At 61.1% G+C, this 15,142-nt stretch carries 17 protein-coding genes; 12 read left to right on the forward strand and 5 right to left on the reverse strand.

Annotated elements, in window-relative coordinates:
* From AC19YX_RS33445 to AC19YX_RS33460, 4 genes are all read left to right on the forward strand, one after another.
* A partial coding sequence (locus AC19YX_RS33445) for a hypothetical protein (protein WP_500607942.1) occupies positions 1–1,089 on the forward strand: 1,089 nt, incomplete at its 5' end.
* Positions 1,086–1,748, forward strand: coding sequence for a hypothetical protein (locus tag AC19YX_RS33450; protein ID WP_500607943.1), 663 nt, complete (start codon positions 1,086–1,088; stop codon positions 1,746–1,748). The genes AC19YX_RS33445 and AC19YX_RS33450, both read left to right, overlap by 4 nt.
* 16 nt (positions 1,749–1,764) lie before the next feature.
* Positions 1,765–2,424, forward strand: a complete 660-nt coding sequence (locus tag AC19YX_RS33455) for a hypothetical protein (RefSeq protein WP_500607944.1) — start codon at positions 1,765–1,767, stop codon at positions 2,422–2,424.
* Between the two features lie 346 nt (positions 2,425–2,770).
* Entirely contained in the window at positions 2,771–3,103 is a 333-nt protein-coding gene (locus tag AC19YX_RS33460) for a hypothetical protein (RefSeq protein ID WP_500607945.1), read from the forward strand.
* A 126-nt stretch (positions 3,104–3,229) separates the two neighbouring features.
* On the opposite strand, the gene AC19YX_RS33465 is transcribed toward AC19YX_RS33460, so the two are convergent.
* The 3 genes from AC19YX_RS33465 to AC19YX_RS33475 are packed head-to-tail and all read right to left on the reverse strand — an operon-like array spanning position 3,230 to position 3,970.
* The gene (locus AC19YX_RS33465; protein WP_078474104.1) at positions 3,230–3,469 is read right to left on the reverse strand and encodes a DUF6555 family protein; all 240 of its coding nucleotides are present in this window, start codon (positions 3,467–3,469) and stop codon (positions 3,230–3,232) included.
* Positions 3,459–3,716 carry a hypothetical protein gene (locus tag AC19YX_RS33470; RefSeq protein ID WP_078474103.1) on the reverse strand — a complete coding sequence of 86 codons (258 nt, stop codon included), beginning with the start codon at positions 3,714–3,716 and terminating at the stop codon, positions 3,459–3,461. Before AC19YX_RS33470 ends, AC19YX_RS33465 begins: the two co-directional genes overlap by 11 nt.
* Positions 3,713–3,970: a DUF6555 family protein gene (locus tag AC19YX_RS33475; protein WP_020294830.1), complete on the reverse strand. Its 258-nt coding sequence runs from the start codon at positions 3,968–3,970 to the stop codon at positions 3,713–3,715. The genes AC19YX_RS33470 and AC19YX_RS33475 overlap by 4 nt, the downstream gene beginning before the upstream one ends.
* A gap of 189 nt (positions 3,971–4,159) precedes the next feature.
* On the opposite strand from AC19YX_RS33475, the gene AC19YX_RS33480 reads away from it, so the two are divergent.
* Positions 4,160–4,372 (forward strand): hypothetical protein, encoded by a 213-nt coding sequence (locus AC19YX_RS33480; protein WP_020294829.1) that lies wholly within the window; start codon positions 4,160–4,162, stop codon positions 4,370–4,372.
* A gap of 65 nt (positions 4,373–4,437) precedes the next feature.
* On the opposite strand, the gene AC19YX_RS33485 is transcribed toward AC19YX_RS33480, so the two are convergent.
* Positions 4,438–4,941, reverse strand: a complete 504-nt coding sequence (locus AC19YX_RS33485) for a DUF4142 domain-containing protein (RefSeq protein WP_078474107.1) — start codon at positions 4,939–4,941, stop codon at positions 4,438–4,440.
* A gap of 182 nt (positions 4,942–5,123) precedes the next feature.
* Between AC19YX_RS33485 and AC19YX_RS33490 the strand changes: the two genes are divergently transcribed.
* Positions 5,124–6,905, forward strand: coding sequence for an ABC transporter ATP-binding protein (locus AC19YX_RS33490; protein ID WP_421546651.1), 1,782 nt, complete (start codon positions 5,124–5,126; stop codon positions 6,903–6,905).
* A complete protein-coding gene (locus AC19YX_RS33495; RefSeq protein ID WP_500607946.1) occupies positions 6,892–8,652 on the forward strand; it encodes an ABC transporter ATP-binding protein in 1,761 nt (586 codons plus the stop codon). The genes AC19YX_RS33490 and AC19YX_RS33495 overlap by 14 nt, the downstream gene beginning before the upstream one ends.
* Positions 8,653–8,686: 34 nt before the next feature.
* On the opposite strand, the gene AC19YX_RS33500 is transcribed toward AC19YX_RS33495, so the two are convergent.
* The gene (locus AC19YX_RS33500; RefSeq protein ID WP_078474101.1) at positions 8,687–9,334 is read right to left on the reverse strand and encodes a TetR/AcrR family transcriptional regulator; all 648 of its coding nucleotides are present in this window, start codon (positions 9,332–9,334) and stop codon (positions 8,687–8,689) included.
* 127 nt (positions 9,335–9,461) lie between these two features.
* Between AC19YX_RS33500 and AC19YX_RS33505 the strand changes: the two genes are divergently transcribed.
* From AC19YX_RS33505 to AC19YX_RS33525, 5 genes are all read left to right on the forward strand, one after another.
* Positions 9,462–11,498 (forward strand): NADH:flavin oxidoreductase, encoded by a 2,037-nt coding sequence (locus AC19YX_RS33505; RefSeq protein WP_078474100.1) that lies wholly within the window; start codon positions 9,462–9,464, stop codon positions 11,496–11,498.
* Positions 11,499–11,632: 134 nt separating this feature from the next.
* On the forward strand, positions 11,633–12,940 hold the full coding sequence (locus AC19YX_RS33510) for a M24 family metallopeptidase (RefSeq protein ID WP_500607947.1): 1,308 nt from the start codon (positions 11,633–11,635) through the stop codon (positions 12,938–12,940).
* A gap of 59 nt (positions 12,941–12,999) precedes the next feature.
* Positions 13,000–13,809, forward strand: coding sequence for an amino acid ABC transporter ATP-binding protein (locus tag AC19YX_RS33515; protein ID WP_078474098.1), 810 nt, complete (start codon positions 13,000–13,002; stop codon positions 13,807–13,809).
* Positions 13,809–14,450 (forward strand): amino acid ABC transporter permease, encoded by a 642-nt coding sequence (locus AC19YX_RS33520; RefSeq protein WP_078474097.1) that lies wholly within the window; start codon positions 13,809–13,811, stop codon positions 14,448–14,450. The genes AC19YX_RS33515 and AC19YX_RS33520 overlap by 1 nt, the downstream gene beginning before the upstream one ends.
* Positions 14,447–15,109, forward strand: a complete 663-nt coding sequence (locus AC19YX_RS33525) for an amino acid ABC transporter permease (RefSeq protein WP_078474096.1) — start codon at positions 14,447–14,449, stop codon at positions 15,107–15,109. Before AC19YX_RS33520 ends, AC19YX_RS33525 begins: the two co-directional genes overlap by 4 nt.
* Positions 15,110–15,142 lie beyond the last annotated feature (33 nt).

Raw genomic sequence — 15,142 nt, forward strand, 5'->3', positions numbered from 1 at the left:
ACCGAGTGGTCGCGCGACGACTTCGACCAGCGCTGGGGCTGGATCAAAGGCGACGATCCAAACGACGTTCCGGCCAACGTGCTGCTCAGCCTGTGCCTGTCACCTGAGGCCTACGACAAGCTCAAGCACCACCATGGAGCGCTGGCGTTTTGGGAGGACGCGGTGAAAGAAGGGCTGGCCTTGGGCAAGGTGCATTATCACTTTCATCCGTTGCGGTTTATTGAGGTGTTCAAGAGGTGTGGGTGGTTGAGTCCTGCCGAACTTAGGCAGATGGTTCCGGCACGGGCGTTGCGTGGGGCTGGAGCAGGCATTCCTGCTCAGATCGTATATGAAAGGGTGCATCTTGATGCTGGTCGATTAGTCCTGGCCCACTCAGCCGACCTCAATCGCGTGCTGAGCAAGTATGGCATCAACACTCCCGCCCGTTTGGCGGCCTTTTTCGGTAACGCCGTACAGGAAACTGCTTGGCTACGCCTGACAGAGGAAGTTCAGGCCACTAACCGGTGGTATGCACCCTGGATAGGGCGAGGCTTCCTACAACTCACTCATCCCAGCAATTACCTCGACTATTGGTACTGGCGTGGCCGCGCAATTGATGCTGATGTGGAGCGCAGGTTGAGGCTGGCACAACAGCAAGCTAATGCCCAACGCAGCAATCAGCCATTGCAGGAAATGGAAACGCAACTGCCAAGGAAAATGGTGGATTGGCGCGTCAACATCGCAGATACACCGTACGACGCCACGGACAGTGCCGGATACTACTGGGCCATGAACACAGCCAATCGGGAAGCGGATGTGGCATCGCGGAATGTCCGCCATCCCTTCACTATTCATACCAGTAGCCAACAATGGCCGGGCCAACGCTTCACCTTTTATGAGCATGTGTCATTTCGTCGTGTGAGTTGCCTGATCAATCTGCCTGGCCATATCAACCGTATCAACCCGCAGCTCAACGGCTTAGTCGACCGTTATCACGCCCATGCCTACGCGCAAGTGTTGCTACTTGATCAAAGTATCTTTCCTGATACCAATGGTGTGATGCAGTTTCTACCAGCGAATTACCACGTTAAAAGTGAGGAGCCACGATGAGCACAATACGTCTGATCCCCCTGCTTATGGCCGGTCTGCTCGTGGAACTTGTCCCATTTATCGCAGTGGGTGAAACCGCCATAGATGTTAAAATAGTGTCTGAGTCCGGTGATAAAAAACTGCCCAAAGGCATGCAGCGCTATGTTCTTCCGCTAAAGGGGTGTACTTTCGAGTTCGTTGCAAAAGAAGGAGGAAGAGCCAGGGAAAGCGAGAGTTTCTCGCCCTATCCGTATGGTTTTTTCAGTTATAGCCGCTATGTGAATGGTAAGAAGCCGCCATCGCTCTACTTTAGTTGCCGATCAGGCGCAGCCACTAAAATATGCCCAATAGAGTTTAAGGAGTACCGCGAACTTTCCGCAGAAGATATTCGCGATATCCAAATGCGCAAGTTGGGCTCGCTCAATTCGCACTACTACACTGAGGCGTATATCTCAACCTCCACTGGAGTCGCCCCGCCTCGATCACGTAGCCTCAGCCTATGTATTGGCGATGAAAACCATACGCTTGTTACCGAAAACGGCAGTATCTTTCTCGGAACCGACCCTCGCGAAATCTGGCAAGCCCGCAACAAACCAGTACTTCCCGTTTCCGAGGGGGCTTTACCGGAGGTGCTCGACATTATTCGTTCCATCCGTTTTTTGCCGGCAGTCAGCGAGTGAAAGGTGAGGAGCCACGATGAACACAATACGCCTGATCCCTCTGCTTATGGCTGGTCTGCTAATGGGCCTCGCCTCACAATTCGCAGTGGGTGAAACCGCTATAGATGTTGAAAGAGTGTCTGAGCCCGGTGATAAAAAACTGCCAAAAGGCATGCAGCGCTATGTTCTTCCATTACTGGGGTGTGCTTTTGAGTTCGTTGCAAAAGAGGGAGGAAGAGCTAGGGCAAGCGAGAGTTTATCACCCAATCCGTACGGCTTTTTCAGTTACAGTCGTTATGTGAATGGTGAAAAGCCACCATCGACATCCTTCATTTGCTACCCCGGTAATGCCACGGAGTTATGCCTAAAATTGCTTCCCGTTGAGCCCACAGAAAATATCCGATACTACAACATACGTCGCTTGGAGAATTTGCACCCCGCTTACTTTAATATCGCCCAGATATCGTCGTTTCCTCTTAATAGCTCCTTGCCGGGCCAAGTTAGAAGTCTTAGCTTTTGTCTGGGCGATAATACCCATACGTTGATCACTAGCAATGGTGGATTCGAGCTTGGCTACGATTCCAGAGACGTTTCCGAAACCCCAGGAAAAAAACTTCAGTCCACTTCTGAAACTGCCCTTCCTGCGACGCTGGAGATTATTCGCTCCATCCGCTTTTTACCGTCAGACAGCGAGTGAAAGACGAGGCTGCGCGATGAACACAATACATCTGATACCTCTGCTTATGGCCGGCGTGATTTTGGGACTTGCTCCATATGTCGCAGTGGGTAAAACCGTTCTCGACGCTGAAAGAGCGTCTGAGCCCGGAGATAAGAAACTGCCCAAAGGCATGCAGCGGTATGTTCTTCCGCTACAGGGTTGTGCATTCGAGTTCGTTGCAAAAGAGGGTGGGAGAGCCCAGGCGGACGAGAGTTCATAACTCTATCCGTATGGTTATTTCAGCTACGATCGGTATTTAGGAGGTAGGCAGCCACCATCGATCTCCTTTAGTTGTCGACCTGATACAGCTATCAAAGTATGTCCGATGGAGTTTAAGGAGTACCGGGAGCTTTCCGCAGAGGATATTCGCGACATCCAGATGCGCAAGTTGGGCTCACTTAATTCGCACTATTACACTGAAGCCTATATTTCAACTTTCACCGGGGTCGCCCCGCCTCGACCACGCATCCTCAGCCTATGTATGGGCGATGTAAACCATACGCTAATTACTAGAAATGGCGGTATCAGGCTTGGCGCCGACCCTCGGGAAATCTGGCAAGCTCGCAACAAACCGGTTCTTGCCACTTCTGAGGAGGCTTTACCGGAGGTGCTCGACATTATTCGCTCCATCCGTTTTTTACCGTCAAACAGCGAGTGAACGGCGAGGCTGCGCGATGAACACAATACGTCTGAGCTATATTCGCCCGTTACAGCGCTGTGTCTTTAAGCTCGTTAACCAACCCAAAATCCAAAGCTTGGAAACACCACAAACTGCAATGAAACACTACTTCTGAGCCACCGAGGTCTTCGGCGCCAAGTTCCAGCGCACCGAGCTGATGCCGTGGGGCTCAAGGATGCTTTTGATGATGGCCAGGGAACGCAGCGACGGCAGTTCGCGCAGGGGGATGGCGCAGTCGAGGGCGGCGCAGAACCAGGCGTCGAACTCGGTCATCTGGGTCGAGGCGTGCAGGGACACTTTTTTGTGTCCCTGCAGCAGGTAGTGGATTTCGTAATCACGAAGCATGAGGTGATTGCTGCATGGCGCGGCGGATGCGCATCCAGTCCTGATAGGCCTCGGTGCGTTTGGCGTCCGCGGCTTTCTTGGCCTGGCTGTAGCGTTCCCACACGGCGTCCGGGCCGTCCTGGCCACCGATGATGGTGTAGGCCAGGTCGTCGAGGCGGTCGGCCTCGAAGAACAGTTGGGTGTTGCGCGCGATTTCCTCGTCCCAGGGGTTGCAGTCGAGGCTGGTCTTCAGGGCGTGGGCGTTCACAGGCTTGATTCTCCGGTCCAGTCGATTTGGGTCGAGGGGCGCCATTGCACATCGGTCAGGCCGTAGCGTTCGGCCAGGGGGCGGGTGACGCGCTTGACCTTGTCCCGAGAAGACTTGGGGATGGTGCCGATGCCGGCGTCACAACTGGCCCAATGCCAGGCCTGTGCGTTATCCATGCCGTCGGCGCGGATGACGAAGGTCTTGTGTGCACCCTGTAGGTGGTATTCGATTACGTAAATTGCCGGGTTTCCCATAAGGCCCTCCATTAGCTTGTGAGAAAGAATCGATTTCGTTCAAAAAGGTTCAAAATAATTGTAGGACAATTGCATTTCCGTGACCCAAGTCAAGCCCAGGCCATTCGTCACCTCGAATGCACTGCACCGCCGCTCCGAACGTCGAAAGATCATGGCCCAGGTTGGCTGGACCCAAGCCCTGAGGTGTTTATGTCCACTGATTCGAGTTTCGACGATCAAGCGCAAACCCCACGCCCCGATCCGGCACCGGCCGAGCCCTCTGCCGAGCCGTTCGACCCGTTGCAGAAGGACCCCTTGGCGCGCCCCGAGGTGGTAACCCGCGAGCGCCCCGAAGACTGGAACGAGCCCAGCGCCGGCGATGGCATCCCCAGCGACAAGGACATGCCGCTGCCCAATGATTGAGCTCCCATGCAAACCCCGCCTTTCGGGCGGGGTCCGGGTGCTGCTTGGGGCGTTCGGGCCGGCGGTTACTTGGCGTGCTGCGCCTGCAGTTTTTTCGCCATGTCCAGGTGGTGCTCCAGCGTCGGCAGGGTCTGCTGGGCAAACGCCTTGAGTTCGGCGTTATCCGAGGAGGCGGCTTCTTTTTTGAACAGGGCGACGGTGTCCTCGTGAGCCTTGACCTGGTTGTTGGCGTAGGCCTTGTCGAAGGATTCGTCACGCATTTCGAGAATCATCTTCTTGGCTTTTTCCGTGAGCGAGGCTTCATCCGGCACCTCGATATCGAGTTTTTTCGCCAGGGTCGTCAGCTCCTGATTGGCCTTGGTGTGGTCGGTGACCATCTGCTGGGCAAACGCCTTGACGTCGGCTGCGCTGCTTTTTTCCAGGGCCAGCTTGGCGCTTTCGACTTCGTTGATTCCGCCTTGCGCCGCGTCATTGACGAAGCTGTTGGAGGTGGCGGCAGCGGCGCTGCCCACGGTACCGGCCAGCAGCAGGAAGGACAGGCCCATCTGTTTCATCAGCAGTGTGTTCATGGTGATCTCCATTTCATTATCAGGGGACGAGGATGTCGTCTTACTGTTGAGCCAGCGGCCGGGCAAAAGGTTTAGTTTTTTTGCTTGGTGCAGGCTTGAGATCAATCAGTAGTGATTCGCATTTACATCTTGGGTGAGAGTTTCTATCCTTGCGCCTGCGCATTTTCAGCTCAGGAGAGCCCATGCAATCTTCCAACCCCGGATCGGAACGCGCGTCGCCGATGGCCACCCTGATCGGTTTGCTGGCGGGGCAGCGCGCTCGGCTGGGCTTGGCCGTGAGCCTGGCCGCCGGCTCGGCGCTGCTGGAGCTGTTGCTGTATTACCTGTTGTACCGCGCGGCGGAGCTGGCCTTGCTCGATGCCCCGCCAGGCCGGGACCTGCTGCACTTGGCCGGTTTGGTGCTGCTGGCGCTGCTGGGCAAATACGGGCTGCTGACCCTCGGCGGCTATTTCAGTCATGTGGCGGCGTTCCAGATCCTCTACGAGGTCCGCTTGCGCCTGGCCCAGTCCTTGACCCGCTTGCCGTTGCAGATGCTCGGCCGCTACAGCTCCGGCGGCTTGCGCAAGATCATCCTGAATGACGTCGAGCGCCTGGAAACCTTTATCGCCCACCACAGCATCGAACTGATCGCAGCCGTGGTCACGCCCTTGGCTGCGGGCGGCTTTCTGTTCTGGCTGGACTGGCGCATGGCCCTGGCGGCGCTCAGCACCATTATCCCGGCATGGCTGGCCCAGGCCTGCATGTCGCGGGGCATGGACGAGCGGGTGCGCAGCTATAACATCGCCACCGAACAGCTCAACGGCGCCACCGTGGAGTACCTGCGCGGGATTCCGGTGATGAAGGCGTTCCGCCAGAGCGCCAGTTCCTTCAAGTTGCTGCGCGAGCGGCTGGAGGCGTACCACCGCCTGGTCGAAGGCTTTAGCCGCAAGGCGGTGCCTGGCTGGTCGGCTTTTGTCGTGCTGCTGACGGCCAATATTTTCGTGTTGCTGCCCCTGGGGCTGTGGCTCAACGCCCAGGGCCAGTTACCGCTGCCCAACCTGATTTTGGCTCTGGTGCTGGGCAGCGGTTTGCTCAAGCCGCTGCTGCGCCTGATGTTTTTTTCTTCGGTGATCCGCGAGATCTGCGGTGGGGTGGAGCGGATCCAGCCACTGCTGGTTCCGGTGGCCGTGCAGGTCAGCAGCCGCTTGCCGGCCCATGCCGGGGTGCGCTTGCAGCATCTGTCGTTCAGTTACCAGACGCGGCCGATTCTGCAGGACCTGAACCTCGAGTTGCGCCCCGGCAGCTTCAACGCCCTGGTGGGTCCTTCCGGTGCTGGCAAGTCGACGCTGGCCTATCTGCTGTCCGGGCTGTTGCCGCCCGACAGTGGCGAGGTGCTGCTCGGTGAGGTATCCCTGGCCAGCCTCGGCGATCGAGACCGGGCCCAGGCCATTGCCGTGGTCAGCCAGGACGCGTTTCTGTTCCAGGGCAGCCTGGCGCAGAACCTGCGACTGGCCAAGCCCCTGGCCAGTGATCGGCAGTTGTACGACGTACTGGCCATCGTCCAGGCCCGGGACCTGGTGCGCAGCTTGCCTCAAGGCCTGGACACCCAGGTCGGCGAGCGCGGGACGCGTTTGTCCGGAGGCGAGCGGCAACGGATCGCCATCGCCCGGGCGCTGCTGGCGGGAGCCCCGGTATTGGTGCTTGACGAGGCCACGGCCTTTGCCGACAGCCTGACCGAGGCCGCGTTTTATACGGCGTTGCGCAAGCGTTACCCGCAGACCACGGTGCTGGTGATTGCCCATCGCTTGTACGCGGTGCGCCATGCCGAGCAGATTCTGCTGCTGGAGGAGGGGCGCCTTGTCGCGTCCGGCTCCCATGCCCAATTGCTCCACGGCAACAGCACTTACCAGCGCTTGTGGCACAGCCAGTTCCAGGCCCATGCCTGGCATATTCGCCAACAGGAGGTCAGGGATGTCGATGCTTGAGGATGTGGTGCGCATTGCCGGTCGCCAGCCGTACCGGGTGTACCGCGGCATCGGTCTGCGGGTACTGGCCCAGGCCTGTTCCATCGCGCCGTTCTTCCTGGCCTGGCTGGGGCTGCAATGGGTGCTCGCCGGCAGCGCCGGGAGTGCTGAGTGGTGGGGGCTGGGCCTGGCGTTGGGTGCTTGTCTGATCGGCCAGTTGCTGTTTTCCCACTTCGGCCAGATGGACTGCTTTATCGGGGCCTATGACCTGATGATGAGTTATCGCGCGGCGCTGACCGATCACTTGCGCCTGGTGCCCCTGGGATTTTTCCATCAGCGGCGGATCGGCGAGTTGGCGGCAACCCTGACCGATGATGTGAAGCGGGTCGAGGACGTCTTCACCCACTTGATCGCCGAAGTCATTGCCGGGATCAGCGTGCCGCTGATTTTCTGCCTGCTGCTGGTCTGGGTCGACTGGCGCCTGACCCTGAGCCTGCTGGTCACCTTGCCCCTGGGCTGGGCGCTGTACCAGGGGTGCATGGGTTACCTGCTGCGCGAAGGCACGCGGCAATCCGGGCGCCTGCAAATGGCTTCGGGGCTGCTGGTGGAGTTTGTCAGCGGTATTCGCACCCTGCGTCTGTTTCACCGCTGTGACGGCATGCTCGCGCGCCTTGAAGAAACCTTCGCCAGCATCCGCCGTGGCAGTCTGGGCATCGAAGCCTGGGGCGGCGGCGGGGTGCAGCTGTTGCGCCTGATGATCGAGATGGGCCTGGTCAGCCTGCTGCTGATGGCGGCCTGGCTGTTTGTCGAGCAGTCGCTGGACGTGGCGACCTGGCTGTTGTTTGTGCTGGTGTCGTACAAGATCATCGACGCGCTGCTGGAGGTCGCGGCCTACCTCACGCAACTGCGCATGATGAGCCAGTCTTCGGCGCGCCTGAGTGCCCTGATGGCGGAGCCGATCCTGGCTGAAACCACCGAAGTCGCGGTGCCCGAGGATTCGACGCTGCGCTTTGAACAGGTGAGTTTCGGCTATGCCCAAGAGCCGGTGGTGCAGGGCATCGACTTCACGGTGCCGGCCGGTTCAGTGACGGCGATTGTCGGGCCGTCCGGCAGTGGCAAGTCGACCTTGCTGCATTTGCTCGGGCGTTTCTACGACCCGCAGCAAGGGCAGATCACCCTGGGCGGTGTCGACCTCAAGGCCCTGGGCACCGACGCCTTGTACCAGCAGGTCGGCTTCGTGTTCCAGGATGTGCAGCTGTTCGACGGCTCGGTGCTGGATAACGTGCGCATCGGCCGTCCCGAGGCCAGTGTGGAGGCGGTGCGCGCCGCCTGTCGCGAGGCCCACTGCGAAGCGTTTATCGAACAGTTGGAGCAGGGCTATGACACGCCGCTGGGCGAGGGCGGCCTGCGCTTGTCCGGCGGCGAGCGCCAGCGGCTATCGATTGCCCGAATGCTGCTCAAGGCACCGCGCATTGTGCTGCTGGACGAAGCCACGGCCTCGGTCGACCCCTGCGCCCAGGCCGATATCCAGCAGGCTTTATCGCGCCTGGCCGAGGGCCGCACGGTGGTGATGATTGCCCATCGTCTGCGCACGGTGGAGTATGCCGATCAGATTCTGGTGCTGGATCAGGGGCGTATCGTCGAGCGCGGCAACCACCGTCAATTGCTCGAGCTGGGCGGTTTGTACCGGCGCCTGTGGGACGAGCAGGATGCCCAGGCCATGCCGCTGGCGCCCCTGATACCGGGGCTGCCTGGCGAGCAGCCATGAGTGAGGGGGGCGCACGCCGCCGATGGCGCGCGCTTCAGCCCTGCAGGTCGGCCGAAGAAAAACCGTTGCGCCGATAAAAGCGCTCCAGCTCCCGGGGTTCGGGCTCGACCCCGGTGAAGATCTTCAAGTACTCGGGGATGTAGCGCATGCGCTGGGCCAGCGGCTCCTGGGTGTTCATGCTGATGTAGCCGATCTGGGTCAGGTAGATCGAGCGCGCCCGGGTCACGGCGGCGTCATGGGCGAAGCCGAAACGGTCGAACATGGTTGCCAGGGCCTGCACCCGCTGGGCATCGGCCTGGCGGATTTCTTCCGCCACCTCGGGCGATTGCAGGGCCCAACTGCGCATGGCGAATTCGAACTGCGAATCGAACAGCTCGCTGTTCAGCCAGCAGTCGAAGACGTTGAGAATCGCCTCGGTGATGGATTCGGCATAGGCCTCGGACTGTGACACCAGGTTGAAGGTGTTCTTGTTTTTCCACAGGCTCACCAGGGCTTCGAGCAGCGCTTCGCGGTCCTGGAAATACCAGTAGAAACTGGTTCGCGACAGGTTGAGTTTCTTCGCCAGCGGCATCACCCGCACTGCATCCACCCCCGATTCCTTGAGGCTCTCATAGGCCGCGTTGAGCCAGCTCTCCAGAGAGCCGCGGCCGGCCGCTTCCGCACTGTTGGTGGTTGCTTTCATGGGGCGTTTTTTCCTTGTCCACTTGACCTTGATGGGGGTGAATATACACCACCGTCGACGTTATTGACACTGGTGTACATTGGGGTCTATCGTCTGCCTTGCCTGATGACCTGTATGCGAGACCGATATGAATAACGATCCGCTTCTTCAGCCTTATCGCCTCAAGCACCTGACACTTCGCAACCGCATTATCACCACCTCCCACGAGCCGGCGTACCCCGAAGAGGGTATGCCGAAGAAATTGTACCGGGCTTATCACGTCGAACGCGCCAAGGCCGGCGTGGCCATGACCATGACCGCAGGCTCGGCGGCGATCTCCCGCGACAGCCCCCCGGTGTTCAACAATATCCTGGCGTACAAGGACGAAGTGGTCGGCTGGATGAAAGACCTCACCGACGAATGCCACGAGCATGGCGCGGCGGTGATGATCCAGCTTACCCACCTGGGGCGGCGCACCCGCTGGGACAAGGGCGACTGGCTGCCGGTGGTGTCGCCTTCGCACAACCAGGAGCCGGCGCACCGGGCCTTCCCCAAGAAGCTGGAAATCTGGGATATCGAGCGCATCGTCCGCGACTATGCCGACGCCGCCGAACGCATGCAGGCCGCCGGCCTGGATGGCATCGAGCTGCAAGCCTACGGCCACTTGATGGACCAGTTCTGGTCGCCGTTGACCAACGAACTGGAGGGCGCCTACGGCGGTTCGCTGCACAATCGCCTGCGGTTCACCTTCGAGGTGCTGAGCGCGATCCGCCAGCGGGTCGGTTCGGCGTTTATCGTCGGCATTCGCTACACCGGTGACGAGGTGCTGGCGGGCGGGCTTGAGAAAGAGGAGGGGCTGCACATCTCGCAACTGCTGAAAGACAGCGGCATGGTCGACTTTCTCAACGTGATTCGCGGCAATATCGCCACCGATGCCGGGCTGACCGACATCATCCCGATCCAGGGCATGCGCAATGCACCGCACCTGGACTTTGCCGGGGAGATTCGCGCCCTGACCGGCTTCCCGACCTTCCATGCGGCGAAGATTCCCGATGTCGCCACCGCCCGCCATGCGATTGCCGCCGGCCTGGTGGACATGGTGGGCATGACCCGCGCGCACATGACCGACCCGCACATCGTGCGCAAGATCATCGAGGGCCGGGAAGATGAAATCCGCCCCTGCGTGGGCGCCAACTATTGCCTGGACCGGATCTACAACGCCGGCGCCGCCTACTGCATCCACAACGCCGCCACCGGCCGCGAAACCACCATGCCCCACGAGGTGCCCAAGGCCCCGCGCAAGCGCAAGATCCTGATCGTCGGCGCCGGCCCCGGTGGCCTGGAGGCCGCACGGGTCGCTGGCGAGCGCGGGCATGAGGTGCTGGTGCTGGAAGTGGCCGACCAGCCCGGCGGGCAGATTCGCCTGACCGCGCAGTCCGAGCGGCGCAAGGAAATGATCAGCATCATCGACTGGCGCATGGCGCAGTGCGAGCGCCTGGGGGTCAAGTTCCGCTTCAACACCTGGGCCGATGCGGCGATGGTCCTCGATGAAAACGCCGACGTGGTGATAGTCGCCACCGGCGGGCTGCCCCACACCGAAGTCCTGCAACGGGGCAACCAGTGGCTGGTGTCGAGCTGGGACATTATTTCCGGCGACGTGAAGCCCGGACGCAATGTGCTGGTGTATGACGATGCCGGCGATCACGCGGGTTTGCAGGCCGCCGAGTTCATTGCCCGCAGCGGGGCCAGGACCGAGATCATGACCCCCGACCGTTCGTTCGCGCCGGAGGTGATGGGCATGAACCTGGTGCCCTACATGCGCTCGCTGCAACAACTGGACACCACCTTTACCGTCACTTACCGACTCAAGGCCGTGGACCGTGAGGGCGACCAGTTGCTGGCGACCATCGGCACCGATTACAGCGACCTGGAGAAAACCCGGCGGGTGGACCAGATCGTGGTCAACCATGGCACCCGCCCCCTGGACGAGCTGTATTTCGAACTGCAACCCCTGGCCACCAATGAAGGCGCCGTGGAGTACATGGACCTGATTGCCGGCACCGCGCAAAACGTGGTGACCAACCCTCAGGGGCGTTTCCAATTGTTCCGAATCGGCGATGCGGTGTCATCGCGTAACACCCATGCGGCGATCTACGACGCCCTGCGCCTGGTCAAGGACCTCTAGCGAGCGCTGATTAGCGTGCCCTGAAAATAAGAAAGACAGCCGTCATCCGTTTCCCAAGCCTTTAAGTCACTGCCCCGAAAGTTGGTCCGATTGGTTTTGATTAACGTCAAACTCTTCCCAGCGGAGGTTGTTGCATGCACACGGATACCGATTTCACCGAGCTGCTCAATGCCGTACCCCCAGGCCCGCTGCACTATCGCAGCGATGCCAGCGTTACCGGGCATGCCCTGGCCCCGGTCGATAACGGCCTGCTGGCGGCCTATGCCGCCATCGATCGCCCGGCCCTGCGCCAGTACCGCCTGGAGCGCATTCGCCAGCAACTGCGCGAGCACGATTACGCCGGCGTGCTATTGGCCGATCCGATCAATATTCGCTACGCCACCGACACCAATAACCTCGGCCTGTGGGTGATGCATTCCCCCAGCCGCTACGTGTTTGTGGCCACCGATGGTCCGGTGGTGCTGTTCGAGTTCACCAGCAGCCGGCACAACAGCGAACACATCGAGACCATCGATGAAATTCGCCCGGCCATCCCCTGGCTGTATTTCCTGGCCGGCCCCCGGGTCGAGGAGAAGGCCGAGCGCTGGGCCCTGGAAGTGGCCGACCTGATGACCCGGCATGGCGCCGGCAATCGCCGCCTGGCGGTGGACCGCTGCGACCCCTGGGGCGCGGAAAAACTCAAGGCCAGGGGCATCCAGCTGTTTGATGCCCAGCCGCTGATGGAGCAGGCGCGGCTGATCAAGTCGCTGCAGGAGATCGCCAGCCACCGGGTGTCGATGGATGTGTGCGACCTGGCGATTGCCCGCATGCGCGCCAGCCTGGTGCCGGGCATCACCGAAAACCAGCTGTGGAGCATCATGCACGGGACCAACGTGGCCCAGGGCGGGGAGTGGGCCGAGAGCCGCCTGCTGAACTCCGGACCGCGCACCAACCCGTGGTTTCAGGATGCTTCGGACAAAGTCATCGCCGCCGGCGAAATGGTCTGCTTCGACACCGACATGGTGGGGCCGGGGGGCTATCTCTCGGACATTTCCCGCAGCTTTATCTGCCCCGGCAAGGCATCGACGGCGGCCCAGCGCGACCTGCTGGAGATTGCCTCGCAGCAAATCAACTTCAACCTCGGGCTGCTGCGTCCCGGGCTGTCGTTCCGCGAGTTCGCCGAGGGCTGCTGGCCGGTGCCCAGGCAGTTCGAGCACAACCGCTACATGATGATGTTGCACGGCGTGGGCCTGGTCGACGAGTACCCCAGCGTGGCCTACGCGGTGGACTTTGCCGAGTGGGGCTATGACGGTCACTTCGAGGAAAACATGGTGCTCTCGGTGGAGAGTTACATCGGCGAGCAGGGCGGCCATGAAGGCGTGAAGCTCGAAGAGCAGGTGCTGATTACCGCCACTGGAGCGGTCAAGCTTTCCCGTACCCCCTTAGTCGACGGCGATCGATAACAGCGGTTGTTGCCTGATTCTTGCAGGCATGGCGTCTACCCTGTCCGGAGAAAAAAACAATGAGCAGCATGACCGTGATCGAAAGCGCCGCCGCCCTGGCGCCGCGCCCGGTGTCCAGCGCCGAACCGTTCCTGCGCCTGGATGCGATCCACAAGCAGTTCGGCCCTTATCCCGTCTTGCATGATGTGTGCTTTGAAATGGCCAAGGGCGAGGTGGTGGCGATCATCGGCCCCAGCGGCTCCGGCAAAAGCACCCTGTTGCGCTGCATCAACCAACTGGAACCGCCGACTCGGGGTCGGGTCAGCATGGCCGGGGTGCACATCGAAGCCGGGCGCCCGCTGCCCAGGAGCGAGTTGCTCAAGCTGCGCCGGCGCATCGGCATGGTGTTCCAGTCGTTCAACCTGTTTCCGCACCTCACGGTGCTGCGCAATGTCAGCCTGGCGCAGATCCGCACCCTGGGCCGCAGCGCCAGGGAGGCGGATGCCCGGTCCTTGCAGTTGCTGGACCGGGTCGGCCTGGCGGACAAGGCCAATACCTACCCGGCGCGCTGCTCCGGCGGCCAGCAGCAACGCATCGCCATTGCCCGGGCCCTGGCCCTGGACCCGGAATTGATGCTGTTCGACGAGCCGACCTCGGCCCTCGACCCCGAGCTGGGCCTGGAAGTGCTGGCGGTGATGAAGGAGCTGGCGCGCGAGGGCATGTCGATGCTGGTGGTGACCCATGAGATGCACTTTGCCGAGACCGTTTCCGACCGGGTGGTGGTGATGGCCGAAGGGCGGATTATCGAGCAGGGGCCCAGCGCCCAGGTGATGCGCGAGCCGCAGCATGCGCGGGTGGTGCAGTTTCTCCAGGCCGTGAGGAATCGCTGATGCTGGATATTCTGCTGGTCCTGTTGCGCGGTGTGCCCTGGACCCTGGCCGTGACCCTGGGCGCCTTCTGCATTGGCATGGTGCTGGGCTTTCCGCTCTGCGCCCTGCGCATGTCGAACCTGAAATTCTGCCGCTGGCTGGCGGCGATGCTGGTGCTGACCCTGCGGTCGATTCCGCCGATTGTCTGGTTGTTTTTCATCTTCTTCGGCATTGGTGGCGGCTACATCGCCTTGTCGCCCTTTGCTGCGGCGGTGCTGGGCCTGGGGCTGATCACCGCGGCGCATATGTCCGAGGTCTATCGCGGTGCCTTTGCCGCGATTCCCCAGGGCCAGTACGAGGCGGCGCATGTGCTGAACCTCTCGGCCCCCCAGCGGTTCTTTGATGTGGTGCTGCCGCAACTGGTGCGCATCGCCATTCCCACCTCGGCCACCTATGCCATCGGCCTGCTCAAGGACTCGGCCGTGGCCTCGACCATCGGCGTGGGCGATATCAGCTTCCAGGCGTACCAGATGTCCCAGCAGACCTTTCAAGGGCTAGGGGTGTACAGCGCGGCGGCCGTGGTCTACCTGATTCTGAGCGTGCCGGTGGCGCTATTCTCGCGCTGGCTGGCGGCCACCCTGAAACAGAGGATTGCCCGATGAGCGAGCTCCTGACGATGTGGCTGGCCTGGTTTCCCGAGCTGTGGAAAGGCTTTGTGCTGTCGATGCAGGTCACCGCCGTCAGCCTGGCGCTGGGGGTGGTCCTGGGGTTGCTGCTGGCACTGGGGGTTTCGGCACCGCGCCGGGTGGTGCGCTACCCCTCGCTGCTGATTGTCGAACTGGGGCGCGGCGCACCGGCGTTGATCCTGTTGCAGTATTTCTATTTCGGCCTGCCCTCGGCGGGCCTGACCCTGAGCTCGTTCTGGGCCGCGGCCCTGGCGCTGGCCTACTGCACGGCGGCCTATACCAGCGAGATCATACGTGGCGGTATCGAGGCGGTGGCCCAGGGCCAGAACGAGGCGGCCGAGGTGATTGGCCTGAATCGCCTCGATGCGCTGCGCTTCATCATCCTGCCCCAGGCGCTGCGAGTGGCGCTGCCATCGTTGCTCGGGTTCTCGATCATGATGTTCCAGGCCTCGTCGCTGTGTTTCACCATCGCGCTGCCGGAGATCGTCAGCCGCGCCTCGGCCATTGGTTCATCCACGTTCGAGTACATGCCGGTGCTGACCCTGGCCGGCCTGATGTATGCCGCTGTTTGTGCGCCTGCGACCCTGGGCGTGGCGGCACTGGAGAAAAGACTGGCACCCAGCCAGCACGCATGACCGACTCGGGCCGTTTTTCGGCTGCTGCTCTCT

The sequence above is a fragment of the Pseudomonas sp. MF09150 genome, assembly GCF_059862355.1.

Excerpts from the sequence above, each read along its gene's own strand:
- AC19YX_RS33450 (WP_500607943.1), top strand. The coding sequence starts at position 1,086 with ATGAGCACAATACGTCTGATCCCCCTGCTTATGGCCGGTCTGCTCGTG.
- AC19YX_RS33455 (WP_500607944.1), top strand. The coding sequence starts at position 1,765 with ATGAACACAATACGCCTGATCCCTCTGCTTATGGCTGGTCTGCTAATG.
- AC19YX_RS33460 (WP_500607945.1), top strand. The coding sequence starts at position 2,771 with ATGGAGTTTAAGGAGTACCGGGAGCTTTCCGCAGAGGATATTCGCGAC.
- AC19YX_RS33465 (WP_078474104.1), bottom strand. The coding sequence starts at position 3,469 with ATGCTTCGTGATTACGAAATCCACTACCTGCTGCAGGGACACAAAAAA.
- AC19YX_RS33475 (WP_020294830.1), bottom strand. The coding sequence starts at position 3,970 with ATGGGAAACCCGGCAATTTACGTAATCGAATACCACCTACAGGGTGCA.
- AC19YX_RS33480 (WP_020294829.1), top strand. The coding sequence starts at position 4,160 with ATGTCCACTGATTCGAGTTTCGACGATCAAGCGCAAACCCCACGCCCC.
- AC19YX_RS33485 (WP_078474107.1), bottom strand. The coding sequence starts at position 4,941 with ATGAACACACTGCTGATGAAACAGATGGGCCTGTCCTTCCTGCTGCTG.
- AC19YX_RS33490 (WP_421546651.1), top strand. The coding sequence starts at position 5,124 with ATGCAATCTTCCAACCCCGGATCGGAACGCGCGTCGCCGATGGCCACC.
- AC19YX_RS33495 (WP_500607946.1), top strand. The coding sequence starts at position 6,892 with ATGTCGATGCTTGAGGATGTGGTGCGCATTGCCGGTCGCCAGCCGTAC.
- AC19YX_RS33500 (WP_078474101.1), bottom strand. The coding sequence starts at position 9,334 with ATGAAAGCAACCACCAACAGTGCGGAAGCGGCCGGCCGCGGCTCTCTG.
- AC19YX_RS33505 (WP_078474100.1), top strand. The coding sequence starts at position 9,462 with ATGAATAACGATCCGCTTCTTCAGCCTTATCGCCTCAAGCACCTGACA.
- AC19YX_RS33510 (WP_500607947.1), top strand. The coding sequence starts at position 11,633 with ATGCACACGGATACCGATTTCACCGAGCTGCTCAATGCCGTACCCCCA.
- AC19YX_RS33515 (WP_078474098.1), top strand. The coding sequence starts at position 13,000 with ATGAGCAGCATGACCGTGATCGAAAGCGCCGCCGCCCTGGCGCCGCGC.
- AC19YX_RS33520 (WP_078474097.1), top strand. The coding sequence starts at position 13,809 with ATGCTGGATATTCTGCTGGTCCTGTTGCGCGGTGTGCCCTGGACCCTG.
- AC19YX_RS33525 (WP_078474096.1), top strand. The coding sequence starts at position 14,447 with ATGAGCGAGCTCCTGACGATGTGGCTGGCCTGGTTTCCCGAGCTGTGG.